Source organism: Fontimonas sp. FW305-C-3, assembly GCF_058783185.1.
Map to the genome: position 1 here is coordinate 499283 of NZ_JBYSYK010000002.1, position 23897 is coordinate 523179.

At 65.1% G+C, this 23897-nt stretch carries 25 protein-coding genes and 4 tRNA genes; 21 read left to right on the forward strand and 8 right to left on the reverse strand.

From position 1 onward, the window contains the following. Nucleotides 1-10 precede the first annotated feature (10 nt). On the reverse strand, nucleotides 11-787 hold the full coding sequence (locus AC3WUF_RS08485; RefSeq protein WP_492424452.1) for an SDR family oxidoreductase: 777 nt from the start codon (nucleotides 785-787) through the stop codon (nucleotides 11-13). 69 nt (nucleotides 788-856) lie between these two features. Between AC3WUF_RS08485 and AC3WUF_RS08490 the strand changes: the two genes are divergently transcribed. Beyond that, the gene (locus AC3WUF_RS08490; protein WP_492424454.1) at nucleotides 857-1225 is read left to right on the forward strand and encodes a rhodanese-like domain-containing protein; all 369 of its coding nucleotides are present in this window, start codon (nucleotides 857-859) and stop codon (nucleotides 1223-1225) included. A gap of 205 nt (nucleotides 1226-1430) precedes the next feature. On the opposite strand, the gene AC3WUF_RS08495 is transcribed toward AC3WUF_RS08490, so the two are convergent. The 3 genes from AC3WUF_RS08495 to AC3WUF_RS08505 all read right to left on the reverse strand — a co-directional run bounded on the left by AC3WUF_RS08495 (nucleotide 1431) and on the right by AC3WUF_RS08505 (nucleotide 1953). Beyond that, nucleotides 1431-1507, reverse strand: a tRNA-Asp gene (locus AC3WUF_RS08495). A gap of 70 nt (nucleotides 1508-1577) precedes the next feature. Then, nucleotides 1578-1653 (reverse strand) — tRNA-Val (locus AC3WUF_RS08500). Between the two features lie 27 nt (nucleotides 1654-1680). Further along, entirely contained in the window at nucleotides 1681-1953 is a 273-nt protein-coding gene (locus AC3WUF_RS08505) for an HU family DNA-binding protein (protein ID WP_492424456.1), read from the reverse strand. A gap of 581 nt (nucleotides 1954-2534) precedes the next feature. Here AC3WUF_RS08505 and AC3WUF_RS08510 point away from each other — a divergent pair. The 10 genes from AC3WUF_RS08510 (at nucleotide 2535) to AC3WUF_RS08555 (ending at nucleotide 12359) form a co-directional block, all read left to right on the forward strand. Further along, nucleotides 2535-3002 carry a hypothetical protein gene (locus AC3WUF_RS08510; protein WP_492424458.1) on the forward strand — a complete coding sequence of 156 codons (468 nt, stop codon included), beginning with the start codon at nucleotides 2535-2537 and terminating at the stop codon, nucleotides 3000-3002. After that, nucleotides 2999-4807, forward strand: a complete 1809-nt coding sequence (locus AC3WUF_RS08515; RefSeq protein WP_492424460.1) for a tetratricopeptide repeat protein — start codon at nucleotides 2999-3001, stop codon at nucleotides 4805-4807. The genes AC3WUF_RS08510 and AC3WUF_RS08515 overlap by 4 nt, the downstream gene beginning before the upstream one ends. Next, on the forward strand, nucleotides 4797-7685 hold the full coding sequence (locus AC3WUF_RS08520) for a tetratricopeptide repeat protein (protein WP_492424462.1): 2889 nt from the start codon (nucleotides 4797-4799) through the stop codon (nucleotides 7683-7685). The genes AC3WUF_RS08515 and AC3WUF_RS08520 overlap by 11 nt, the downstream gene beginning before the upstream one ends. Continuing rightward, nucleotides 7669-8355: a tetratricopeptide repeat protein gene (locus AC3WUF_RS08525; RefSeq protein ID WP_492424464.1), complete on the forward strand. Its 687-nt coding sequence runs from the start codon at nucleotides 7669-7671 to the stop codon at nucleotides 8353-8355. Before AC3WUF_RS08520 ends, AC3WUF_RS08525 begins: the two co-directional genes overlap by 17 nt. Beyond that, complete coding sequence (locus AC3WUF_RS08530) at nucleotides 8352-8729, forward strand: hypothetical protein (RefSeq protein ID WP_492424466.1); 378 nt, start codon at nucleotides 8352-8354, stop codon at nucleotides 8727-8729. Before AC3WUF_RS08525 ends, AC3WUF_RS08530 begins: the two co-directional genes overlap by 4 nt. Before the next feature lie 60 nt (nucleotides 8730-8789). Next, nucleotides 8790-9422: a MotA/TolQ/ExbB proton channel family protein gene (locus tag AC3WUF_RS08535; RefSeq protein ID WP_492424468.1), complete on the forward strand. Its 633-nt coding sequence runs from the start codon at nucleotides 8790-8792 to the stop codon at nucleotides 9420-9422. A gap of 63 nt (nucleotides 9423-9485) precedes the next feature. After that, nucleotides 9486-9974, forward strand: a complete 489-nt coding sequence (locus AC3WUF_RS08540) for an ExbD/TolR family protein (RefSeq protein ID WP_492424470.1) — start codon at nucleotides 9486-9488, stop codon at nucleotides 9972-9974. Continuing rightward, complete coding sequence (locus tag AC3WUF_RS08545) at nucleotides 9971-10477, forward strand: ExbD/TolR family protein (RefSeq protein WP_492424472.1); 507 nt, start codon at nucleotides 9971-9973, stop codon at nucleotides 10475-10477. The genes AC3WUF_RS08540 and AC3WUF_RS08545 overlap by 4 nt, the downstream gene beginning before the upstream one ends. Further along, complete coding sequence (locus tag AC3WUF_RS08550; RefSeq protein ID WP_492424474.1) at nucleotides 10474-11469, forward strand: AgmX/PglI C-terminal domain-containing protein; 996 nt, start codon at nucleotides 10474-10476, stop codon at nucleotides 11467-11469. The genes AC3WUF_RS08545 and AC3WUF_RS08550 overlap by 4 nt, the downstream gene beginning before the upstream one ends. Before the next feature lie 107 nt (nucleotides 11470-11576). Beyond that, a complete protein-coding gene (locus tag AC3WUF_RS08555; protein WP_492424476.1) occupies nucleotides 11577-12359 on the forward strand; it encodes an enoyl-ACP reductase FabI in 783 nt (260 codons plus the stop codon). Between the two features lie 55 nt (nucleotides 12360-12414). Here AC3WUF_RS08555 and AC3WUF_RS08560 read toward each other — a convergent pair whose 3' ends face one another. The 4 genes from AC3WUF_RS08560 to AC3WUF_RS08575 form a co-directional block, all read right to left on the reverse strand. After that, nucleotides 12415-13659: a dicarboxylate/amino acid:cation symporter gene (locus tag AC3WUF_RS08560; protein ID WP_492424478.1), complete on the reverse strand. Its 1245-nt coding sequence runs from the start codon at nucleotides 13657-13659 to the stop codon at nucleotides 12415-12417. A gap of 107 nt (nucleotides 13660-13766) precedes the next feature. Next, nucleotides 13767-15695 (reverse strand): SurA N-terminal domain-containing protein, encoded by a 1929-nt coding sequence (locus tag AC3WUF_RS08565; protein WP_492424480.1) that lies wholly within the window; start codon nucleotides 15693-15695, stop codon nucleotides 13767-13769. Nucleotides 15696-15771: 76 nt separating this feature from the next. Then, nucleotides 15772-15846 (reverse strand) — tRNA-Lys (locus tag AC3WUF_RS08570). Between the two features lie 31 nt (nucleotides 15847-15877). Continuing rightward, nucleotides 15878-15953, reverse strand: a tRNA-His gene (locus AC3WUF_RS08575). Nucleotides 15954-16150: 197 nt separating this feature from the next. Between AC3WUF_RS08575 and AC3WUF_RS08580 the strand changes: the two genes are divergently transcribed. From AC3WUF_RS08580 to AC3WUF_RS08625, 10 genes are all read left to right on the forward strand, one after another. Beyond that, the gene (locus AC3WUF_RS08580; protein ID WP_492424482.1) at nucleotides 16151-16720 is read left to right on the forward strand and encodes an SRPBCC family protein; all 570 of its coding nucleotides are present in this window, start codon (nucleotides 16151-16153) and stop codon (nucleotides 16718-16720) included. Between the two features lie 80 nt (nucleotides 16721-16800). Beyond that, the gene (locus AC3WUF_RS08585) at nucleotides 16801-17670 is read left to right on the forward strand and encodes a DUF1295 domain-containing protein (RefSeq protein WP_492424484.1); all 870 of its coding nucleotides are present in this window, start codon (nucleotides 16801-16803) and stop codon (nucleotides 17668-17670) included. Between the two features lie 44 nt (nucleotides 17671-17714). Beyond that, a complete protein-coding gene (locus AC3WUF_RS08590) occupies nucleotides 17715-18947 on the forward strand; it encodes an aminotransferase class V-fold PLP-dependent enzyme (protein WP_492424486.1) in 1233 nt (410 codons plus the stop codon). A 19-nt stretch (nucleotides 18948-18966) separates the two neighbouring features. Beyond that, nucleotides 18967-19338: a hypothetical protein gene (locus tag AC3WUF_RS08595; RefSeq protein ID WP_492424488.1), complete on the forward strand. Its 372-nt coding sequence runs from the start codon at nucleotides 18967-18969 to the stop codon at nucleotides 19336-19338. Beyond that, complete coding sequence (locus tag AC3WUF_RS08600) at nucleotides 19325-19840, forward strand: hypothetical protein (protein ID WP_492424490.1); 516 nt, start codon at nucleotides 19325-19327, stop codon at nucleotides 19838-19840. Before AC3WUF_RS08595 ends, AC3WUF_RS08600 begins: the two co-directional genes overlap by 14 nt. Before the next feature lie 19 nt (nucleotides 19841-19859). Then, the gene (locus AC3WUF_RS08605) at nucleotides 19860-20528 is read left to right on the forward strand and encodes a glutathione S-transferase family protein (RefSeq protein ID WP_492424492.1); all 669 of its coding nucleotides are present in this window, start codon (nucleotides 19860-19862) and stop codon (nucleotides 20526-20528) included. A gap of 30 nt (nucleotides 20529-20558) precedes the next feature. Then, a complete protein-coding gene (locus tag AC3WUF_RS08610; protein WP_492424494.1) occupies nucleotides 20559-21626 on the forward strand; it encodes a M14 family zinc carboxypeptidase in 1068 nt (355 codons plus the stop codon). Next, nucleotides 21623-22318, forward strand: coding sequence for a peptidoglycan DD-metalloendopeptidase family protein (locus tag AC3WUF_RS08615; protein ID WP_492424496.1), 696 nt, complete (start codon nucleotides 21623-21625; stop codon nucleotides 22316-22318). Before AC3WUF_RS08610 ends, AC3WUF_RS08615 begins: the two co-directional genes overlap by 4 nt. A 36-nt stretch (nucleotides 22319-22354) precedes the next feature. Further along, nucleotides 22355-23188: a PHP domain-containing protein gene (locus AC3WUF_RS08620; protein WP_492424498.1), complete on the forward strand. Its 834-nt coding sequence runs from the start codon at nucleotides 22355-22357 to the stop codon at nucleotides 23186-23188. 15 nt (nucleotides 23189-23203) lie between these two features. After that, the gene (locus AC3WUF_RS08625; RefSeq protein ID WP_492424500.1) at nucleotides 23204-23830 is read left to right on the forward strand and encodes a class I SAM-dependent methyltransferase; all 627 of its coding nucleotides are present in this window, start codon (nucleotides 23204-23206) and stop codon (nucleotides 23828-23830) included. Nucleotides 23831-23897 lie beyond the last annotated feature (67 nt).

A 23897-nucleotide genomic window follows, 5' to 3' on the forward strand; every position in this document is an offset into this window, starting at 1 on the left:
CACCCCGGAGCTAATAACCTGACAGGCGCGCAACGAAGGCGCGATTGAGGCGGCTGGGCCCGAGTTTGTTGGCGAGCGCCATCAGACGGGTACGCCAACCCGGATACCAATGGATGCGACGATAGCCGCGCCATTGCGCCGCCGTCCATACCGTTCCGGCAATGTCCTCGGCACTGAGATGGACGCCGAGTGTGGAAATGCTCGCAGGCTGCTCGATATCGGTGACCATCGCGGTGTTGACGAACAGCGGCAGTAAATCCATTGCGCGAATGCGGTGGCGCTGCCATTCCAGATCGAGCGCTTCCGTAAGGCCCTTGACCGCAAACTTGCTGGCGCTGTAGCTCGCGTAATCCGGCGAACCGTAGATCGCCGAAGCGGAACTCATGTTGATCACCCGGCTGTCGGGCACCTTCGCAAGATGCGGCAGCGCCGCCAGACAGCCATTGATGACGCCCTTGATGTTGACGTCGACGATGGCGTGATGGCGCCCCGCGGCGATGGACTCGAAAGGCCCTACGGACAGAATGCCGGCATTGTTGAACATCACGTCGAGACGGCCGTCGACCGGTGCGCAGAACGCATCCACCGCGGCGACAAAAGCGTCGGCGTCGGTGACGTTCAAGCTGCCGCAGACCGCCGCGCCGCCGAGTTCATCGCGCAGGCGCTGCACACCGAGACTGTCGACGTCGTAAAGACCGACACGCCAACCCTGCGCCGCGAAGCGCCGGGCGGTGGCACGGCCGATACCGGCCGCAGCGCCGGTGATGAAAATGGACGGTGAATGCATTCCTTGCAGACGATCTGTAGACGAAACTCGTAATCTAGCAGTCTTGTGCAAACAGGAGGTTCGCCGACCGTGGATCATTCACCGGGATTTCTTGCGCTGGTCAGTGAAGTGCGTCAACGGGTGCGAGAGCTACCCGCCGGCGACGTGCCGGCGCTGCTGGCACGCCAGCCAGACCTGCAATTGATCGATGTCCGCGAGCACAGCGAGTTTCTGGCCGAGCATGTCCGCGGCGCCGAGTGGATCGGCAAGGGCATCATCGAACGCGACATCGAGCGCCTGCATCCGGACAAGCAAGCCGAGCTGTATCTGTATTGCGGCGGCGGCTTCCGCTCGGCGCTGGCCGCGGACAACCTGCAGAAGATGGGCTACCGCAATGTCTGGTCGATCGACGGCGGCTGGCGTGCGCTCAAGGAGCTGCTGCCGACCCGTTCGGGTTGATTGGCCGTCCGTCACGCCAGCAAGAAAGGCAGCTGCGTTGAGCACGTTCTGAAAAACAGGCATGAAAAAAGCGCTCATCGAGCGCTGCGCGAACGTCCAGCAGAACAGAAAGCTCAAACAATCAAGGAACGCCCACTGAGCGCTCCAGGGGCATAAAACACGGACATAAAAAAAGAGCGCTCAGTGAGCGCTCTTTGACGAATCGTGGCGGAGCGGACGGGACTCGAACCCGCGACCCCATGCGTGACAGGCATGTATTCTAACCAACTGAACTACCGCTCCGCGATTCAACAAACTCTTCTTACTTCAGGACCCGCAGTTCATGTGCCATCAACATCAGGCCCAATGAGCTTGGTGGGTGCTGAGGGGCTCGAACCCCCGACATTCGCCTTGTAAGGGCGACGCTCTACCAGCTGAGCTAAGCACCCCGATTCACGGCAGAAGCAGCAAGAAAGCTACTTTATCATGTCCTTTAGCGCCTTGCCAGCCTTAAATGCTGGCGATTTGCTGGCCTTGATCTTGATGGTGTCGCCGGTCTTCGGATTGCGGCCGGCACGTGCGGCGCGCTCACGCACCATGAACGTACCAAAGCCCACCAGCGAGACCTTGTCCTTCTTCTTCAGCGCCTTGCCGATCACTTCGAACAGCGCGTCGACGGCACGGCCGGCGTCCGCCTTGGAAATCTCCGCCTTGTCCGCAACGGCATTGATCAAATCTGTTTTGTTCATATGAAGCGTCCCCTCGAAAATATATTGAAGTAAGCCCAGGGCTCGAAACTCTCGATGCCGCCAGCGATGACCAGCCCTTCCTGCCGGCTGGGCGCACCATCCGGAAGTCTGAAAACAGACACTCCCGGCAGGCCGGCGGCAGCGGATGACAGATAAAAACACCGCTCACGGCATTGGCCGCAAGAAATGTTTGACGTGGATTGCGGCGCTTTATAACAAGCGCGTTTTTAAGCGTCAACAACGCTTGCAGCAGATTTCCCCAGTGTTACAGCCGAATCGAAATAGCCGGGACGCTTGCAAGCTTTCGTCGGATTCGATGGGTAACAAGCGTCGGCCCGTTCAGCGCAGCCTCATCCGGAACGGCTAAAACGCCGCATGACAATGCCGCTCGTCGAGCCATAACAACCGTAAGTCGACTCCGGCCTTTTGCCCCAGCCCATTTGATACACTCGCCCTTCCCCATCGCCAGCTTAAAACGCATGCGCTCGATTCGTGGCCGCAGGGTCTCGTTACTTATTGTTGCTGCACTGCTTCCGTTGTCCCTAGCCGCTGCTGAAACGCCCGACACGACGGAGCGTGCGTTGCGCCTGGACCAGACGATTCAGGGTCTGAAGGATGAGGTCATCGAACTGAGTCGCGAGGCGCAGGACATAGAAAACACCGCCCTGGTGCCGGACTATCAGCGCGTGTCGGTTTATCTGCGCGTGGGCGTGCGTGGCCTGCTGCTCGACGAGGTCACGGTGTCCATCGACGGCAAGGCCATCAGCGTCTATCACTACGACGAACACGATTCGCGCGCCCTGCTGTCCGACAACAGCCTGCAGCGCCTGCTGCGGACGACCGTCACTCCGGGGCCGCATCGCATCAACATCGACGTCAGCGCCAAGTACGCCGACGACAAGGAAGGCACGCCGCCGTCGAAAGTCCAGTTCGAGGCCATCTTCGACAAGGACGAGAGCGAAGCCGAGCTGGAGTTCGGCATCACCCGTGCCAGCCGCTTCGGCGACGAACTGCGCATCGGCATGAAGCAGTGGCGGAGAAAGTCGTGAGAATTCTGCCCGCCGCCCTGCTGCTGGCCCTGGCGCTACCGGTCAGCGCCGCCGAAGTCTATGTTTCCGGCAGCAAGGACGATCCGCGTCTTCGCTCCTCGGAGTTTCTCGGCCGTGACGATCGTTACTTCTCGGCGCTGACCGAGCTGCGCCTGATCGACGAGGGCAGCGATCCGCTGCGCATGCCGGCCGAGTATCAATGGCTGCTGGCCGACAGTTATCTCTCCTTCGGCATGCGCGATCGCGCCGAGGCGATTTACCGCAGCCTCGCCGCGACGACGACCGATCGCGAAATGGTCGGCAAGGCCCAGCTGCGCATCGCCGAGTTCGAATATCAGCGCGGTTATCTGGCTGAAGCCCGCGCGACGCTGTACCGCATGCGCGAAACGCTGCCGCAGCCGCTGGTCGTCGACTGGCAGGATCTGCTCGCCCGCGTGCTGATGGCCGAAGGCCGCTACGGCGATGCCGTGGAGGTACTGACCGACCTCAACAATTCCGATCGCCAGTCGCCGTATACGCGCTACAACCTCGGCGTTGCCTTGATCAACGACGGCCGCGCCGCGCAGGGTCAGACCGTGATGGACAAGGTCGGCCGCATGACGCCGGAGGATCTGGAGAAATACGCGCTGCGTGACCGCGCCAATCTCAGCCTCGGCTATAACTTCCTGCAGTCCGAACAAGGCGGCACCGCCAAGCCGATCTTCATGCGCGTGCGCTCGGAAGGCCCGTTCTCCAACCGCGCCCTGCTCGGCCTCGGCTGGACCGAACTCGCGCCGCAGGGCGAGCGCGTCGCCAAGGTTCAGGTCAACGACGAGAAGCCCGACGCAACGCCGTTCACGACCTTCTCGACGCTCGGTGTGTTGCTGCGCCCGGGCTTTGCCGAAGAGGACATCTTCAAGCGCGCCGGCCTCAGCGCCTTCCGCCTGAAGAAGGCCAGCAAGGCCGACGAGGATGCATTGCGCCGCGCGCTGGTGCCTTGGGTGGAACTGATTTCGCGCGATCCGATGGACACCGCGGTCCAGGAAGCCTGGCTCGCCATTCCTTTCACGCTCGACCGCCTCGGCGCCTATACGCAGGCCCTGAGCTATTACGAGAAGGCGATCGTCGTGCTCGAGAACGCCCGCACCCGCATGAATGCGGCGATGACGTCGATCCGCCAAGGCCGCATGGTCGAGACCATCGTCCGCCGCGAGACCGACTCGGAATCCGGCTGGGAGTGGAAACTGCTCGATCTGCCGGACGCACAGGAAACTTACTTCCTGCAGAACCTGCTGGCGCAGCATCAGTTCCAGGAACCGCTGAAGAACTATCGCGACGTGCGCATGATGTCGCGCTCGCTGGAATCCTGGTCGCAGCGCCTCGCCACCGTCGACAAGAGCTACAACTCGGCGACGCGCACGGCCGCCCAGCCGGCGGTGCAGATTCGCCGCGCGCGCAACAACTGGAAGGCGCCGTGGAAGGGTCTGCAGATTCCGCTGCAGTTCGACGGCCAGCTGTCGACGCCCGGCGCTTACTCGGATTCCGCACCACCGATTGCCGAGCGCGCGCCGTCGATGCGATTGGCACGCGCACCCGAGCGGTTCAACGGACCGCTTGAGCGTGCCGAAGCGGCCCAGCAGCGCATCGCCAATCTGCGCCAGCAGCTGGATGTCGCAGCCGAAGCGCAGTCCAAACTGCTGCAGGACATGGCCGTCGCCGAACTGAGCGGGCAGAAGCAGCAGATCGAGCGCTATCTGGTCGAGGCGCGTTTCGCGCTTGCCCGCCTGTATGACCGCCAGCAAAAAGGCGAACTCAATGACAATTGATTTGAAGCGGCGCCAGGCTCCCCTCGCCGACGCCATCCAGCGCCAGTTTGCCGCGCGGCCGGGCGCCCCGGCGCTGGCCCTGCTGACCGCCGCTGCACTGGCGCTGTCCGCCTGCTCCGGCTCGCCGGTGAAGGGCGCGTCGCCGACGATCGCCAAGTCGATCGGCCGCATGGACGAACCCTCGCCCGACGTGCTGCCGATCATCCGTTCCGAGCCGGTCGCCATCGATCCGGAAAAGGCGGCGGAGAACTACCGCAAGCTGCTGGAGCTGCAGCCCGACCAGGGCACCAAGTCCGAAGCGCAGCGCCGTCTGGCCGACCTTCAGGTGCAGATCGAAGACAGCCGCGGCAACAGCGAAGAATCCCAGAAGGGCCTGCAGGAAGCCGTCGCGCTGTACAACAAGTTGCTGTACGCCGAGCCGGACAGCAAGGACAACGATCGCATCTTCTATCAGCTTGCCCGCGCGCAGCAGAACCTCGGCGAAACCGAAGCTGCGATCGAGACGCTCAAGCGCATGACCGATCGCCACCCGGATTCCAAGCTGGCCGGCGATGCTCATTTCCGCCGCGCCGAACTGCTGTTTGCGCTGACGCGGTTCAGCGAAGCCGAGCCGGTCTACAAGATCGTCATGGATCTCGGCAGTGCAACGCCGTTCTTCGAACCGGCGCAGTACAAGTACGGCTGGTCGCAGTACAAGCAGTCGAAGTACGAAGAGGCGGTTGGCACCTTCCTGGCGCTGCTCGATCGCGAGCTGCCGACCGGCGAACTGTATGAAGTCGAGCCCGCCTTGTCGGTCGTCGACAAAGCCAAGAACGACATGGTCCGCGATTCGCTGCGCGTGATCACGCTGTCGCTGGCCCAGCTCGGCGGCGGCCCGGCCCTCAACCAGTACCTCACCGCGCACGGCGACCCGCGTTTCACGCCGCTGCTGTATGCGGCGCTGGGCGAGTCGCTGCTCGAGAAGGAACGTTATACCGATGCCGCCGGCGCCTACGCGGCGTTCCTGCAGCGCTATCCGAGTTCGGCGCTCGCGCCGTCCTTCCAGTCGCGCGTCATCGGCGCTTATCTGCAGGGCAATTTTGCCGACCTGGTGATCGCCGAGAAGGAACGCTACGCGCGGACCTACGATCCGAGTGCGCCGTACTGGGGCGGCAGACCCGCCAGCGCCGGCGTGATGACCGAGCTGCGCGCGCATCTGAACGACCTCGCCCGCCATCACCATGCGCAGGCACAGAAAGACAAGCTGAAGAACCAGGCCGAGTTCCTTGTCGCGGCCGGCTGGTACAAGCGCATTCTCGATCTGTATCCGGAAGACCCGCAGCGCATCGAAATCAACTTCCTGCTTGGCGACAGCCTGCTCGACGGCGGCAAGACGCTTGAAGCCGCGCAGGAATACGCGAAGCTGGCCTACGACTATCCGGCGCATCCGCGTTCCGGAGAAGCGGCGCACGCCTCGGTGCTCGCGTACCAGCAGAACGCCAAGAACGCCAACCCGGCGCAGCGGCCGGCGGCCCTGCGTCAGGCCATCGACGCCGGTCTCAAGCTGGCCGATACGTTCACGACGCATCCGCAGAAGTTCCAGGTGCTCACGCAGGCGGCGCTCGACCTTTACGAGCTCAAGGCCTACGACGAATCGATCGCGGTGTCCGAGCGCGTGCTCAGCGGTGGACCGACCGTGGATGCGTCCCTCCGCCGCCTGGCCTGGGGCGTGACCGGCGATGCCGAGTTCACCCAGAAGCGCTACGTTCAGGCCGAGCGTGCATTCACCGAAGAGCTCAAGCTGACGCCGCCGAACGCAGCTGAACGCGGCGAAATCACCGAGCAGCTCGCCGCCTCGATCTACAAGCAGGGCGAAGCGGCCCGCGAGGCGAAGGACTTCAAGACCGCGGCGATGCATTTCCTGCGCGTCGGCCAGGTCACGCCGCAGGCGACGATCCGCGCCACCTCGGAGTACGACGGCGCCGCGGCGCTGATCGAGCTTGAGGACTGGGCCGGCGCGGCGCGGGTGCTCGAAAGCTTCCGCACGCTGTTCCCGGGCCACGCCCTGGAAGCCGACGTCGACAAGAAGCTCGCGGTCGCCTACCAGCGCGACAACAAGCCGCTGGACGCCGCGCGTGCGTTCAAGCGCATCGCCGCACGCACCAGCGAAACCCTTGCGGTTCGCAGCGAAGCCGCCTGGCTCGCGGCGACCCTGTTCAACGACGGCAAGTCGGCCGGCGAAGCGGAAGCGGCTTTCGGCTACTACGTCGAGAACTTCCCGCGTCCGCTCGATCGTTCGCTCGATGCACGCAGCAAGCTCGTCGAGTTCGCCCGCAAGCGCGGCGACACCCCGGCGCTCAAGCGCTGGCTCAGCGAGCTGGTTGCGGCCGATGCCGGCGCCGGTGGCGAACGCAGTCAGGTCTCGCAGGCGCTGGCCGCCAAGTCGAGCCTTGAGCTGGGTCGCATGGCGGCGAACGATGCCGCCGCGCTACGCCTGTCGCTGCCGATCGAAAAGAGCCTGCCGGCCCGCAAGGCGGCCATGCAGGAAGCGATCCGCTGGCTCGGCAGTGCCGCCGCCTTCGGTTTTGCCGACACGACGACCGCGGCGACCTTTGAGCTGGGCAGCGTCTACCAGAAGTTCAGCCGCGCACTGCTGGATTCGGAACGTCCGCGTGGTCTCGGCGAGCTGGAACTCGAACAGTACAACCTGCTGCTGGAAGAGCAGGCCTATCCGTTCGAGGAGCAGGCGATCGAAGCCCACGAGAACAACCTGAAGCGCCTGAAGAACGGCACTTACGATGAATGGATTGCCAACAGCGCCAAGGCGCTGGCGCAGATTTCACCTGCCAAGTACGGCAAGCGCGAGCAGGGAGAGGATCGTTATGAACTGCTCGACTGAGTCCCTGACCGTGCGTCGTCGTCGTGGCAGTCTCCTGCGCCAGGCCGGCCTGCTGGCGCTGTGCCTGGGCCTCGCCGCCTGTTCCGCCGCGCCGACGCGGCCGGACGGTCCGGATGCGCCGACCGACGCCGCCGCCGTGCCGGACAAGGGCAACCCGCAGACCCGCTTTGCCGCGGCCGTCGCCCTGCACAAGCAGAACCAGGTGGCCGAGGCCGAAGAAGCCCTGAAGAGCCTGACCACGGACTTCCCGGACCATTCGGGACCCTGGACCATGCTCGGCATCATCTACGCCAAGTCGAACCGGCGGGATCTGGCCATCAATGCGCTGCTGAAGGCCGCGACGCTCAACGACCGCAACAAGGTCGCGTTCAACTGGCTGGGCATCCTCTACCGTGAGACCGGCGACTTCAACCGTTCGCGCCTCTCCTACGACAAGGCGCTGGCGATCGATCCAAACTATGCCCTGGCGCATTACAACCTCGGGGTTCTCCTGGACGCACACCTGAAGCAGCCGGCCAACGCCCTGCCGCACTACAAGGCCTACCAGCAGGCCGGCCATGCGGATGACCTGCGCGTCATGGCCTGGGTTGCGGAAATCGAGGCGTCGCAGGCGCCTGCCGCTGCGCCCCCGGCACCGGGCACGGCGCCCAAAGTCGAGCAAACCCCATGAAATCTCTTGGTCTGATGGCCGCGGCGAGCCTTACACTAGGCGCCCTGCAACTGCTGACCGCGGTGGCGCAGGCGCAGGACGAACAGCCGGCGATCGGCATCCGCATTCCGGACGGCAACGCCACTACATCCAAGCCGCCGAGCGCGCCGAGCGACGGAACCAACATCATCGGCGAGCGTGAATCACCGATCGGTCTGTACATCATGCCCTGGCGCGATTCACGCGCCGAGGAAGATCTCGACCGTCCGGCACGCTTGCTGCAAGAGAAACTGGTGCCACTCGACGAAGACGTTTTCCTGCGTCAGATCGAGTACCACACCGCATTGAGCAACGCCCTGAAACAGAAGGGCTCGGTCACCCCGCTCGAACGCTGAGCGGGCTGACTTAAACGCAGTTCCTTTCCACTACACATTTATCTTCACAGAGGTCACCCCATGGAGTTCTTCACTACCGTCCTTAGCTTCTTCCAGAAAGGCGGCTTCTTCATGTACCCGATTGCCCTCGTCGGCGTCCTGACGCTGGCGATCGCCCTTGAGCGCTGGCGCTTCTTCAGCCGCATGGAGCGCGAAAACGGCCGCCTGTGGAAGGAAGTCAGCCCGCTGCTCGCCTCCGGCGACTTCACGGCGATCGGCCGCATCACCGCCGACTCCGAGACCGCGATCGGCCGCATCCTCGGCAACGGCATTGCCCAGGCGCGCACCGACAAGCGCCGCAGCGAAGTCGAAGTGGCGACCGAAGAGGGCCTGATGGAAGTCCTGCCGGCGATCGAGAAGCGCACCCACTACCTCGGCACGTTCTCGAACGCCTCAGTGCTGTTCGGCCTGCTCGGTACCGTGCTCGGCCTGATCAGCGCCTTCGCCGCGCTTGGCGCCGCCGACCCGGCCGAGAAGGCCGACCTGCTGTCGGCCGCTATTTCCGAGGCCATGAACTGCACGGCCTTCGGCCTGATGGTCGCGATTCCCGCGCTGCTGCTGCACTCGTACCTGCAGAGCCGCACGACCGAAATGATCGACAAGCTCGAAGCGGTCTGCTCGAAGTTCGTCAGCGCGGTGTGCAGCCGCGGCTAATCGACGGAATCACGATCCATGAGTTCTACCCGCCGATCCCGGCGACTCCAGCGTCATGCCAGGATGCGTGGGAAAACCACGCACCTGAACATCGTCTCGCTGATTGACGTGTTTGCGGTGCTGGTGTTCTTCCTGCTCGTCAGCTCGTCGATCTCGGCTGCGCGTCTCAACATCATCAGCCTCAACCTGCCGTCGCCCGATCAGTCCGCGCCGCCGCCGGAGCCCGAAAAGATTCCGCTGCAGCTGACGATCACGATGCGCGGCACCGGCATCACCGTGTCCGACAGCCGTGGCGTGCTCAAGCGCTTTGCCAACAACGAAGCCGGCTACGACATCAGTGGCCTGTCCGAACTGCTGGTCGAAGTGAAGCGCAACGCACCGGAAGAGAAGAGCGTGACGCTGCTGTTCGAACCGGAAATCCCCTACGACAACGTCATCCAGGTCATGGATGCGACGCGCCTTGCCCCGCTGTCATCGGGCAGCGGCAAGCGTGAGCTGTTCCCGCAGATCTCGATCGGCGACGCCGCGGCACTGGCCGGAGCCGCGCCATGAGCGGCGGCAACCGTAACGAGCGCCGCAAGCTGCGCGAGGCGCGCCGCGAGCGTCATGTCGAGATCAACATCGTTTCGCTGATCGATATCTTCGCGATCCTGGTGTTCTATCTGCTGGTCAACGCGCTCGTCGTGCAGGTGCTGCCGAGTCCGCAGGCACTCAAGCTGCCGGAAAGCGCCGCCGAGGAAGAACCGCGCCAGACGGTCGTCGTGCTGGTGACCAAGGACGACATCCTCGTCGACCAGCGCCGCGTCATGACGACCACCGATGCGCTGAACTCGACGACGCCGTCGCTGGCCGCGCTGAAGACCGACCTGATGCTGACGCCGCTGATGCAGATCGAAGGCCAGGCCGGGCAGCTGACGCGCGGCGAGATCAACATCATGGCCGACAAGACGATCCCGTATCACCTGCTGAAGAAGATCATCGCGACCTGCACCGAAGCGCGCTTCGCGAGCATCTCGCTGGCCGTGATCCAGAAAGAGCACGGAGGCCAGCCTTGAGTACGCTCATCGTTGGTCTGGACGGCTGGGAGCTTGGCGAGAACGCGGACCGCCGGTTCCGGCGCACCGTGCTGTCGCTGCTGATCCCGTTCCTGATCCTGTCGATCATCATCCCCTTGCTGCATCTGCAGGGCCTGCAGGCCGGCGGCGGTGACACGCTGGAACAGCGCGTCGTCACCATCGTGCCGGACGCGATTCCGGCCGAGGAAACCGAAGAGCCTGCGCCCGCCGAGGAAGAGACCGAACCCGAGCCGGAGCCGGAAAAGCCGAAGCCGGTCGAGAAGCCCAAGCCGCAGGAAAAGCCGCGTGAAGTGGTGATCCAGCCGCCGGTGCCGACCGAGGCCGAACGCAAGGAGCAGGCTCGCAAGGTCGCCCAGCGCGCCGGTGTCATGGCGATGGCCGACCAGCTCGCCGCGCTGCGCGATCCGTCGATGCAGGGCTTCGATGCGTCGCGGCCGCTGACGACGGGCATTGCCACCGCGCAGGCGGGCACCGGTGCCACCGGCGGCTCTTCGGAGGCGATTGCGCAATCGGCTGCGGCCTCGTCCGGCGGCATCGGCGATGTCGGCACCGCCGACCAGCGCCGCTCGCAGGCCGGTGTCGGCCTCGGTCAGCGTCGCACGACGGCGGTGGAAAACCCGATCGGCGCCGGCCCCGACAAGACCCGCCCGGGCCAGGCCGGCGACAAGCTGCTGGCGGGACGCACGCTGGAGGAAATCCAGCTGGTGTTCGACCGCAACAAGGGCGCGATCACGTCGATCTACAACCGTGCGGCACGCGAGAATCCGAATCTCGGCGCCGGCAAGATCGTCATCAGCCTGACGATTGCGCCGGACGGCTCGGTCACCGCCTGCTCGGTCGTCTCCAGCACCTTCAACGATGCGGATCTGGAGCGCAAGATCGTCCAGCGCGTGATGCTGATGAACTTCGGCCCCAAGAACGTGCCTTCGTACACCTACCCCAACTACCCGATCAACTTCCTGCCGTCCTGAGAAGTCGCGTCGTAGGAACGTAGAGTTGCCGCAAAACGAACGGGGTGAGCCGAACAGGCTCACCCCGTTTATCATTGGGGCCCCTCAGAACAAGGCAGGACTGCCACATGGGTTTTCTATCGGGCAAGAAGGCGCTGATCACCGGCGTCGCCAGCGATCGCTCCATCGCCACCGGCATCGCCGAGGCTTTCAAGCGCGAAGGTGCCGAACTGGCCTTCACCTACCAGGGCGAGCGCCTGAAATCGCGTGTCGAGGAATTCGCCGCCAGCTGCGGCAGCAAGATCGTCATGCCGCTCGACGTCGTCGAGGACGCGCAGATCGCCGAAGTCATGAGCGAACTGCAGAAGGCCTGGGGCGGCCTCGATGTGCTGATCCACTCGATCGGCTTCGCGCCGCGCGAGCAGCTGCAGGGTCGCTATCTCGATGCGGTGACCCGCGAGGGCTTCCGCATCTCGCACGACATCTCCGCCTACTCCTTCGCCGCGCTCGGCAAGGCCGCCAAGCCGCTGATGCTTGGCCGTCAGGCCTCGCTGCTGACCTTGACCTATCTGGGCGCGGTGCGCGCCGTGCCGATGTACAACGTGATGGGTCCGGCCAAGGCCTCGCTGGAAGCCAACGTACGCTTCATGGCGGCCGATCTCGGCGAGGACGGTATCCGCGTCAACGGCATTTCCGCCGGCCCGATCAAGACGCTCGCCGCGGCCGGCATCACCGGCTTCCGCGGCATGCTGTCGAAAGCCGAGGCGGCGTCGCCGCTGAAGCGCAATGTGTCGATCGAGGAAGTCGGCAATGCCGCGGCTTTCCTGTCGTCCGATCTCGCATCGGGCATCACCGGCGAGATTCTGTACGTCGACGCCGGCTACAACATCATGGGCATGAGCGGCGAGTAAACGCCAAGCGTTTCAGGCGCCGCAGCCCGGGGGTTCACTCGGTGCTCGGTGGATCTCAACTTCCGCCGAGCACTTTTTCGCCATCGAGCCGCGCGACGGTCACCGTCGCTGCCGTATCGCCGAGCACATTGACGGTCGTGCGGCACATGTCGAGCAGACGATCAACGGCAAGAATGAGGCCGACGCCTTCCAGCGGCAGACCGACGGCGCTGAGAATCAACGCAATCGCAACCAGGCTCGCCGACGGGATGCCGGCGACGCCGACCGAAGTCAGCAGCGCCATCAGCACGATCGTGAACTGAGTCGCGAAGCTCAGTTCCAGGCCGTAGGCCTGGGCAATGAACAACGCAGCGGCGCATTCATACAGCGCGGTGCCGTCGGTGTTGACGTTGGCACCGATCGGCAGCACGAAGCCGGTCACCCGCTCCGACACGCCGGCGCGTTCGCGCAGGCATTTCAGCGTCAGCGGCAGCGTCGCCGCGGAAGAACTGGTCGAAAACGCCGTCAGCAGCGCCGGCCCGACCGCACGGAAATGCGCCAGCGGCGACACCCGCGCGATCAATCGCAGCACCAGCGGCAAGGTGATCAGCGCATGCGCAAGCAGGCCGCAGACCACCGCGGCGAAGAACAAGGCCAACGGCTTGATCGCCGTCGCACCGGTCTTGGCGACAACACCCGACACCAGCGCGAACACGCCCAGCGGCGCGAAGCGCATCACCAGATCGGCGATCTTCAGCATCGCCTGGTAGACGCCTTCCCAGAAATCGCGCTGCGTGCGCTGCACCTGCTCGGGCAGACGTGTCAGCGCCCAGGCGAACAGCAGCGCGAAGGTCACCAGGCCGAGCATGTCGGCTTCGGCCGCCGAGCCGATGGGATTGGACGGAATCAGGCGTTGCAGCACCGCGAGCAGATCGCTGCCGCTGCGCTCGCGCACACCGGAGAGAACCTGCTCGGTATCGCTTGCCAGACCGAGCAACGGCGCGGCGGGTTGGCCGTTGATGATGCCCGGCGAGAACAGGTGGATCATCAGCAGGCCAGTCAGGATCGCGAGCAGGCCGGTGCCCATGTAGAACATCAGCGTCCAGCTGCCGAGACGGCCGAGCGTGCGACCGTCGCTCGCGCCAGCCAGGCCACAGATGATCGCCGCAACGATCAAGGGCACGATCAGCATGCGTAGCGCGTTGAGGAACATCGTGCCGATCAGGCCGACTGCCTCGAGGAACCAGGGGACATCGCCGAGGAACTGTCCGGCGAAAGCGGCCGCGACCAGCGCGATGGCAATTTGCCAGTGCAGTTTCATACGCGGTGTTTTTTGGGTCGGAAACGAAAAGGCCGTTCGGGTTCGATTGAACCACGAACGGCCCTGTTTCGCGACCGGCCTCTACCAGGCCGGCGAACTGCCGCGGTTTAGCCTTCCGGCGTTGCCGGCGCAGCGTCCTCGTCCGGCAGCATCAGCTCGATGCCGACTTCGCTCTCGATCTGCTTCATGTAAGCGTTGAACTCGGCACCCGCGGCGAGCTGCTTGAGTCGATTGCGCTGGGCATCCACCACAACGCCCGGCTGCTCCGGCGATGCCACGGCGCTGAGCGCAATGACCGCGCGGCCGCCGTCGTCGAGTTCGACTTCGCCGTAGCTGGACTTGCCTTCAGCCGGACGCGCGAGCTTGAACGTCGCCGTCAGCACCTTGGCGACAATGCTCTTGTCGTCGCGGCGGATCGCGCCCGGATTGCGCAGCTCGCCACCCTTGGCACTGACAATCTGCTGGAAGTCCGTACCTTCACGCACGGCATTCAGCACTTCGGTCGATTCCTGGGTAATCAGCTTGCGCGCGGCCTCGTCGACCAGCGCGCTGCGCACGGCATCCTTGACCTCGTCGAAGGCCTTCTGGCGCGGCTCTTCGTATTCGGCCTTGCGGACGACGACGATGCGATTCTCACCGACGGTCAGCGGCTTGCTGTTCTCGCCGTCCTTGAGGACTTCGGTCGAGAATGCAGCGGCGATGACGGCCGGGTTGCCGGCAACGCCCGTGGCGTCCTTGCCGCCGCGCGTCAGCCAGTCGGTGGTTTCAACCTTCAGCTGCAGCGCTTCGCCGACCGGGTCCAGCGACGCGGTGTTCTCGAACGCGAGCTGCTCTAGCTGATCGGACTTTTCCTGGAAGCGCGTCTGACGCTCGCGATTCTGGAACAGCGTCACCAGCTCCTGCTTGACGTCCGGCTCTTCAAAGGCGCGAACCGTCGAGGCCTTCAGCTCGTTGAGCTTGATGATGTGCCAGCCGAACTCGGACTCGACCAGATCGCTGACCTGATTTTCCTTGAGGCTGAACAGGGAGTCCTCGAAGGACTTGACCATCTGGCCGCGGCTGACCCAGCCGAGATCGCCGCCGGCGTCTTTGGAACCCGGATCTTCCGAGTTCTCCTTGGCAAGCTTGGCGAAATCGGCACCGTCCGCAATCTGCTTGGCGAGGCCTTCGGCCTTGGTCTTGGCAGCGTCCTTGTCGGCGCCGAAGCTGATCAGGATATGGCTGGCCTTGCGCTGTTCCTGGGTCGTGAACCGGCCAGCCTTCTCGGCCTCGTAGAGCACTTTCAGCACATCGTCGGCCGGTGCCGCGATTTCCGGCATGCTGTCCAGCGCCAGCTCCACGTAAGCGAGCTTGATGCGTTCCGGCGCCATGTACTGCGCCTTGGTTTCTTCGTAACGGGCCTGGACCTGCTCGTCGCTGACCGTCACGCGATCGCGGTAGCGGCCGAGCTCGAACATGGCGTACTGCAGCGTGCGCGTCTCGTTCATCAGACGCACCATCTGCTGCACTTCGACGTCCGGCGCGAAGGCCGTATCGACGATGGCGCTGCGCATCTGGTTCATCTCGACGCTGTCGCGCAGCTGCGATTCGTAGCGATCCGGCGTCAGACCGACGCGCGACAGCGCATCGCGGTACGCCTCGGTGTCGAACTTGCCTTCGCGCTGGAAGGCCTGTTCGGCGGAAATCGCCTTGAACAGAGTCGCATCGTCGGCGACGTAACCCTGCTCTTCGGTGTACTGGCGCAGCATCGTCTCCTGCGTCATGTCGTTCAGCACCGAGGTCCGCAGGCGCTTCTGGTCGAACATGTCGGCGCGGAAGTTCTCGCCCATCAACTGCACCAGCTGCTGGTAGCGCTGGTCGAACTGGCGACGGAACTGCGAGTCGTGAATCTTCTGGTCGCCGACCTTGGCCACGACCGGATCACCGCCACCGCCCTGGAAACTTTCGATACCGAAGAACGCGAACGGAATGATCAACATCGCGATGATCGCGCCCGCGATCAGTCCGGAAGTACGGTCACGAATCTGCTGAAGCATGTTTCCTCACCTTCGTTTTTCGAGTGCGCAAGCGACAAAGCCCGGACGATCCCGGGCCTTGTCTGTCGCAACTTTATGGTGGGCTGCCCCCGACTCGAACGGGGAACCTACTGATTAAGAGTCAGCTGCTCTACCATTGAGCTAGCAGCCCCATAAATTGGCTTACAACAAAATGCTTGAAGTGGGGTGACCGACGGGGCTCGAACCCGCGACAACCAGAATCACAATCTGGGACTCTACCAACTGAGCTACGGCCACCATCGGGAGCATTCCCCCCAGCCGGGTCACGATCAGGGGCGCGCATAATAACAGAACCTTTTCAGAGTCAAAAGACTTTAAGCGCCATCGTCGAAATGCCTTCGCCGCCCGCCCCGATCCGGCGCGCCGCAATCGACACGAACCCCCGCAACGGCGCTATCTTCGTTGAACAGACCGACATCAAACGGGGAAGTCCGATGTCTTCATCCTGCACCAGCCCCTGCGCGAAACCCGGCCACGCAGCCGCATTGGCCTTGGCCGTCGCGCTGGGCTGCGGCAGCGCCCATGCCAAGGTCATCGATTCGGCGCCCAATGGATTCACGCTGGAGAACAGCGAAACCGTCCCGGTGGCACCGGCCGCCGCCTGGCGGGCGCTGGTCGAGCACGTCGGCGACTGGTGGCCTGCGGACCACAGCTGGTGGGGCGATGCCAGCAAGCTGAGCATCGAGCCGCGCATCGGCGGCTGCTTCTGCGAACGCAGTGGCGAAAAGCAGGCCTGGCACATGAGCATCGCCTTCGTCGATCCCGGCAAGTTGCTGCGCATGACCGGCGGCCTCGGCCCGCTGCAGGGCATGGGCGTTGGCGGCGCGCTCGACTGGCGCTTCGAGGCCGTCGAGGCTGGTACCAGGATCACGCTGCACTACCGCGCCGGCGGCTACGCCCCGGAAGACCTTTCGAAGTTCGCGCCGATCGTCGACAAGGTGCAGGCCCAGCAGCTCGGCGGGCTGGCGAACTATCTGCGCAAGACGGCCAAGGCCGGCAAGTAAGGTCTCTCGTCCGCTGTGACGAGGTTGTGGCGCGGCACAGCCGCTAGCTTAGCGGCCAGTCCTGATCACGATGCTTTTCCATGGCCAATCTGCGCGACAACAGTCTGATCCTGCTTGCCTACGTCCTGTGCATCGCCGCCGGCGGCGCCGTGCTGTGCTGGGCCGGCCTGCCGCAGCCCTGGGATGCACTGGCGGCCGACATCGTCGCCACCTTCGTCATCTTCGGCTTCAGCCTCGCCTACCGGAACTCCAGTTTCTACGACGCCTACTGGAGCGTCATTCCGCCGCTGCTGGCCGTGTACTGGTATTTCGCCAACGCGGCGGCCGGCGTCAACGAAGCCCGCGCGATGCTCGTCATGGCGCTGGTCTGGTTGTGGGCGATCCGCCTGACGACCAACTGGACGGTCTACTGGGGCGGCATGACGCATGAAGACTGGCGCTATCCGATGGTGCGCGCCCGTGCCGGCCGCCACGCCAAGCTCGCCGACCTGTTCGGAATCCACCTGTTCCCGACCGTCGAAGTCTTCCTGACCATGCTGCCGGTCTACGCGGTCATGACGCGCGGCCAGGCGCCGCTGGGCTGGCTCGATGCGGTCGCCGCCATCGTCACCTTCGGCGCGATCGCGATCGAGACGATCGCCGATCTGCAGCTGCACGCCTTCATCGCCAGGCGCAAGCCGGGCCAGAGCCTCGATGCCGGCCTGTGGTCCTGGTCGCGGCATCCGAACTACTTCGGCGAGCTGTCGTTCTGGTGGGGCCTGATGCTGTTTGGCCTCGCGGCGGCGCCGGATCAATGGTGGTGGGTGCTGCCGGGCGCATTGGCAATGACTGCGATGTTCGTCTTCGCGAGCATTCCGTTCATGGACCAGCGCAGCCTCGAGCGGCGCCCCGAGTACGCCGACTATATGCGCCGCGTCTCGGCACTGGTGCCGCTGCCGCCACGCAAATGAAGCGGTCGGCGGGCTAGGATGGCGCAGTCCATCCGGAGTCCGCTGTGTCGGTTTCGCTAGATCAGAATTTTGTCCGCGCGCAGTTCCCGGCATTTGCCGAACCGACGCTGCGCGAGCAGGCCTTCTTCGAGAATGCCGGCGGCTCCTACACCTGCGCACAGGTCATCGCGCGGCTGACGGAGTACTACCGCCGGCTCAAGGTTCAGCCCTACTACCGCTATGCCGCCTCGCTCGAGGCCGGCGCTTGGATGGACAGCGCTCACCAGCGGCTCGCCGCGTATCTCGGCGTCGGTGCGGCTGACGTGCATCTCGGCCCGTCGACTTCGCAGAATCTCTACGTGCTGGCACAGGCCCTGCGTCAGCAGCTCAAGGCCGGCGACGAGATCGTCGTCACCCAGCAGGATCACGAGGCCAATCAGGGCGTCTGGCGACGCCTCGCCGGCGACGGCATCGTCATCCGCGAATGGCCGGTCGATCGCGACAGCGGATCCCTGGCCATCGTTGATCTTGAGCGTCTGCTCAATGCGCGCACGCGGGTCGTCGCGTTCACGCAATGCTCGAACATTCTCGGCGAGATCAATCCGGTGGCCGACATCTGCGCGCGCATCCGCGACGCCGGTGCCATCAGCGTCGTCGACGGCGTGTCGTATGCGCCGCACGGCTTTCCCGATGTCCCGGCGCTGGGTGCCGACATCTACCTGTTCTCGCTGTACAAGACCTTCGGCCCGCACCAGGGTCTGATGGCGCTGCGCGGCGATGTGCTCGAGCGTCTCGGCAATCAGGGCCACTACTTCAACGGCGCGCTGACGCACAAGCGCATGGTGCCCGCCGGCCCCGATCATGCGCAGGTCGCCGCCGCTGCCGGCATTGCGGATTACTTCGATGCGCTCGATGCGCATCACGGCGGCCAGGCCGATGGCGGGCGTCCGCAGCGGGTGCGACAGCTGCTGGCTGGCGCGGAAACGCCGCTGACGCAGCGCATCGTCGACGATCTGCGTCGGCGTACGGGCGTGCGCCTGCTGGGACCGGCAGACGCCACGCACCGGGCTGGCACGATCGCCGTCGATCTGCAGCGCCTGGCGCCCGCCGATGCGGTCGAAAAGCTCGGCGCGCGGGGCGTGATGGCTGCGGGCGGCCATTTCTATGCCGTGCGCCTGCTCGAGGCGACCGGCATCGATCCGGCGCGCGGTGTGCTGCGCCTGTCGCTGGCACACTACAACGATCAGGCCGACGTCGACCGCCTGCTTGGCGCGCTGGACGCGCTGCAACTCGCATAACGAAGCCCCGGAGCCGGTCATGCAGATCACCGTTTTCGTGCTGCTGGTCATCGCCCTCGCCGCATTCGCCTGGCTGCTGATGCGCCTGCAAAGACAACAGCAGATGCTCGATACGCTGCTGCAGGATCAACAGGCCCTCAACGCGGCCTGGAATGCATTGCCGCCGGATGCCGCGCAGCTGGCGAACGTCGGCGCCGCCTGCTTCGTCAGTCTGGAAATTCTCAACCCGGTGGAACTGGCGGCCAAGGAGTCCAGCTTCGCCGGCCCGCTCGGCACCATCGCACCGGGATTGCTGCGCAGGATCGTCTATCAACGCGCGGTGGCGATCATCCGCGAGGATCTGCTCAAGCACGGTGTCGTCGCCGAGGTGAAGATCCATGGTCTGGCTTGAGCTGCTGCTGACACTGGCGGCCTTGGGCACGGCAGGTCTTGCCGGCTGGCGCAGCCTCGCGCAGGAGCAGGGCATCCGCGAAATTGCCGACGGCATGCGCCGCAGCGGCACGCTGCTGATCGAACGCCAGAACGCCAGCCGCGCGCAGCAGCAGATCGGCGGCGCCCAGCAGATTGCCGAAACCGTGATCGATGCCGGCACCTCCGCGGTGCGCGCCGTGCATTTCGGCATCGCGCAGATTCCGTTCGGCATCCTCGAAGCCTTGCCGCCGACGCGCGATGCGACGCGTGTCGTCCGCCAGACGCACGATGTCATCGCCGATGCCGTCTATGGCTCGATCAAGGGCGCCAACCGCATCGCCGGCCTGCTCGCGCGCAATGCGCTGACCGCTGCTCGGCATCCGCGCGCCATTGCATCCGATCAGCCGGCCAAGGCCGTAACTGCAGCCGAACCCCATCTCAAGCCCGATCTCAACCGCGACTCTGATTCCGACCAGAGCTGATGTTTCCAGGAGCCACACCATGCTGATCGTTCACCATCTGAACAACTCCCGCTCGCAGCGCGTGCTGTGGATGCTCGAGGAGCTTGGCCTGCCGTACGAGGTGAAGCACTACCAGCGCAACAAGCTCACGATGCTGGCGCCGCCGGAACTCAAGGCCGTGCATCCGCTCGGCAAGTCGCCGGTGCTGACCGATGGTGACGCGGTCATCGCCGAGACCGGCGCGATCATCGAGTACCTGACCGAGAAATACGGCCAGGGTCGCCTGATTCCGCCGGCCGGCACGGCCGAGCGCCTGCGTTATACGTACTGGCTGCACTATGCGGAAGGTTCACTGATGCCGCTGCTGGTGATGAAGCTGGTGCTGAGCAAGGTCGCGCCCGGCTCGCCGGCACTGATCCGGCCGATCGCGAGGGCGATCGTCAACAGCCTGCACCAGCGTTTTCTCGATCCGAACCTGAGGACTCACCTGGACTTCGTCGAATCCGAACTGGCGCGCAGCGAGTGGTTCGCCGGCGATGCGCTCAGCGCCGCCGACGTCATCATGAGCTTTCCGCTCGAGGCGGCAACCGCGCGCAACGACGACGGTGCCGCGCGGCCGCACATCCAGGCCTTCGTCGAGCGCGTGCGCGCCCGCCCGGCGTACAAGCGTGCTCTGGAGAAAGGCGGACCTTACGAGCTGCTGCGCTAAACGTCACATTGGCAATCTAAGCTCGCGTCCGTGACCACCGCGCTCTCCCGTCCGTTCAGTGCCGGTGCGTTCCCCGAAATGGACGTGCTGCAGCGGCTGATCGCTCGCGCCGGGCCGTCGCTGCGCAGCGACGTGCTGTGCGAGGTCGAATTCAAGGGCGAACGCCTGCCGGTACTGTGCGCCGAACTCGGCTCGACCTCGCCGGAGGTTGCCGCCGTCGGCTTCTTCGGCGGCGTTCACGGCGTCGAGCGCATCGGCACTCAGGTTCTGCTCGCGCTGCTGGAGTCGCTGGTCGAGCGCCTGCAGTGGGACGAAACCTTGCACCAGCTGCTCGAACGCGTGCGCCTGGTCTTCGTGCCCCTGATCAACCCGGGCGGCATGCTCGCCCGCACGCGCTGCAATCCGGTCGGCGTCGATCTGATGCGCAATGCGCCGGTCGAGGCGGATCACCGCGTGCACTGGCTGCTCGGCGGTCACCGCTTCTCGCCGCGGCTGCCCTGGTATCGCGGCGCCGCCGGCGCGCCGATGCAGCCCGAAGCGCAGGCGGTCTGCGATGTCGTCGAACAGCGCATCCTGCCGCATGCCTTCAGCCTGACGCTGGACTGCCACTCCGGATTCGGCGTCAAGGATCGCATCTGGTTTCCGTATGCGCGCTCGCACCAGCCGATCGAATGCCTGCCGGAGCTGTATGCGCTGCGCACGATGTTCCGCCAGTCGCATCCGTATCACAGCATCTATCGCATCGAACCGCAGGCCGATCAGTACACGACCCACGGCGATCTCTGGGACTATCTCTACGATCGCTCGCGCGTCGATCACGCCCCCGGCCGGTACCTGCCGCTGACGCTGGAGATGGGTTCGTGGCTGTGGATCAAGAAAAGCCCGGCGCAGCTGTTCTCGATGCTCGGCATGTTCAACCCGATGGCACCGCACCGGCATCAGCGCATCCTGCGCACGCATCTCAACTTTTTCGATTTCCTGATCCGCGCGTCCAGCGCCCACCAGCGCTGGCGTCCGCAGGACACCGCGCGACAGGCGCTCAACGAAGCGGCGCTCGCGTATTGGTTCCAGGCGCAGAAGTCGTTGTCGCCGCCATGAGCGGCACGGACTGGGAGAGTCTGCTGCGCAGCCTGCCGGCAGCCAGCCCGCTCAGCTTCGATCTGAATGAGGCGCGCTGCCTCGCACTCGATCTGAGCAGCAGCAATCCGCGCCTCGGCCAGTTCGATCCGCTCGACACCGCGCGCTTCAGCGCCTGGATCGACGCCGAGATTGCCGCCGCCGACGCCGACTACGCAGCCGGCGGCTACGGCGAGAACCGCGGGCTGTATCGCATGAGCGAGATCTTCGCGACGCCGCAGGGCGGCTACCGCACCGTGCATCTGGGCATCGATCTCTGGGCCGCCGCCGGCACCCGTGTCCATAGCGTGCTCGACGGCGTCGTGCTGGGCCTCGCGGACAACAGCGCCTTCGGCGACTACGGCCCGACCGTCGTCGTCGAGCACCGGATCGGCGATGCGCGCCTGCACATCCTTTACGGGCACCTGGCGCGCCATACGCTCCGCCATCTGCGCGTCGGCCAGGCGCTTGCCGCGGGTGAGCCGATCGGCTGGCTTGGCGTCGCCGAGGAAAATCATGGCTGGCCGCCGCATCTGCATATCCAGCTGATCGCCGATCCGGCGCAGCAGCAGGCCAGCGACTATCCCGGCGTCGCAGCCGAGAACGAGCGTGCGACTGCGCTCGCCGCCTGCCCCAATCCCAATCTGCTGCTGCGTATACGCGCGCTGCTCTAGGGGGCGGGTTAAGCTGTCGACATGCTCAGCACCCCAATGTCCCCCATCGACCTGCATTGCCATTCCAGCGCCTCGGACGGCGAGCTGGCACCTGCGGCTGTCGTTGCCGAAGCCGCGGCGGCCGGCGTCAGGACGCTGGCGCTGACCGATCACGACAGCACGGCGGGCCTCGATGCAGCGCTACAGGCCACGCGCGAGCACGGCATGCACCTCGTTCCCGGCGTGGAGATTTCGGTCAGCCATGACCGCCACACGCTGCACATCCTCGGACTCGGCATCGATCCGGACAACGCGGCGCTGCGCGCCGGACTCGCACAGCTGCAGGAAAAACGGGTCGTGCGCGCCAGCGCGATCGCTGCCAAGCTCGAACGCCTCGGCGTCAAGCAGGCGCTGCAACGCGCGCAAGACATGGCCGCCGGCGGCCAGATCACGCGCTCGCATTTCTCGCGGCTGCTGATCGAGGCCGGCGTCGTCAAGGACAGTGGCCGCGCATTCAAGCGCTACCTCGGCCAGGGGCGTCAGGCCTATGTCGCAGCCCAGTGGGCGCATCTCGACGACGCGATCCGCTGGATCCACGCGGCCGGCGGCAGCGCCGTGCTCGCGCATCCGTTCAAGTACCCGCTCAGTCGTGCCGCGCGACACCGCACGCTGAAATCCTTTCGCGAGCTCGGCGGCGATGGCATGGAAGTCTGCTGCGGCACGTCGAGCCAGGAAGAGATCGGCGAATCCGCGCGCGACGCGCTGGAGTTCGGCCTGCAGGGCTCGATCGGCTCGGACTACCACGGCCCCAAGCAAGCCTGGGCCAAGCTCGGGCGTGTCGCCCCGTTGCCGGCGACGGTGACGCCGATTGCCGCGCTGCGAGCGGCCTGAGCACGGCAAACGCACATGGGCTTCTACGATCGCCACATCCTGCCGCACCTGATCGATTGCACCTGCGGCATGGGCGACATCATGAAGGCGCGCTCGCAAATCGTGCCGCGGGCGCGCGGCAAGGTGCTGGAGATCGGCATCGGCAGCGGCCTCAATCTCGGCTTCTACGATCCGGCGCGGGTGACGCATATCTTCGGCGTCGACCCTTCCGCGGAGATGCAGGCCAAGGCGCGCCGGCGCGCGGCGGCAATCTCCATCCCGGTCGATACGGTGCCGCTGGTCATCGAGCAGATCGGCGCCGCCGATGCGAGTTTCGATACCGTTGTCTGCACGTTCACGCTGTGCACGATTCCCGATCCGCTGCCGGCACTGAAGGAAATGCACCGCGTGCTCAAGCGCGGCGGCGAGTTGCTGTTCTGCGAACACGGCCTGGCGCCGGACGCCTCGATCCGCCGCTGGCAGCACCGCCTGACGCCACTGTGGAAGCCGATCGCCGGCGGCTGCCATCTGAACCGCAACATCCCGGACTTGATCGCCGCCGGCGGTTTCGAGATCACCGAGCTCGATGCGCACTACCTGCCGGGACCAAAGCCGATGACGTATGTCTACAGCGGCGTCGCGGTGCACGGCAAGGCGCGTTAGGGCCTGTTAACACTATTCGGATCGTCGCGGTGCCCCCGGCTTTGCGGCCAGGCAAGGCGCGAGCGAC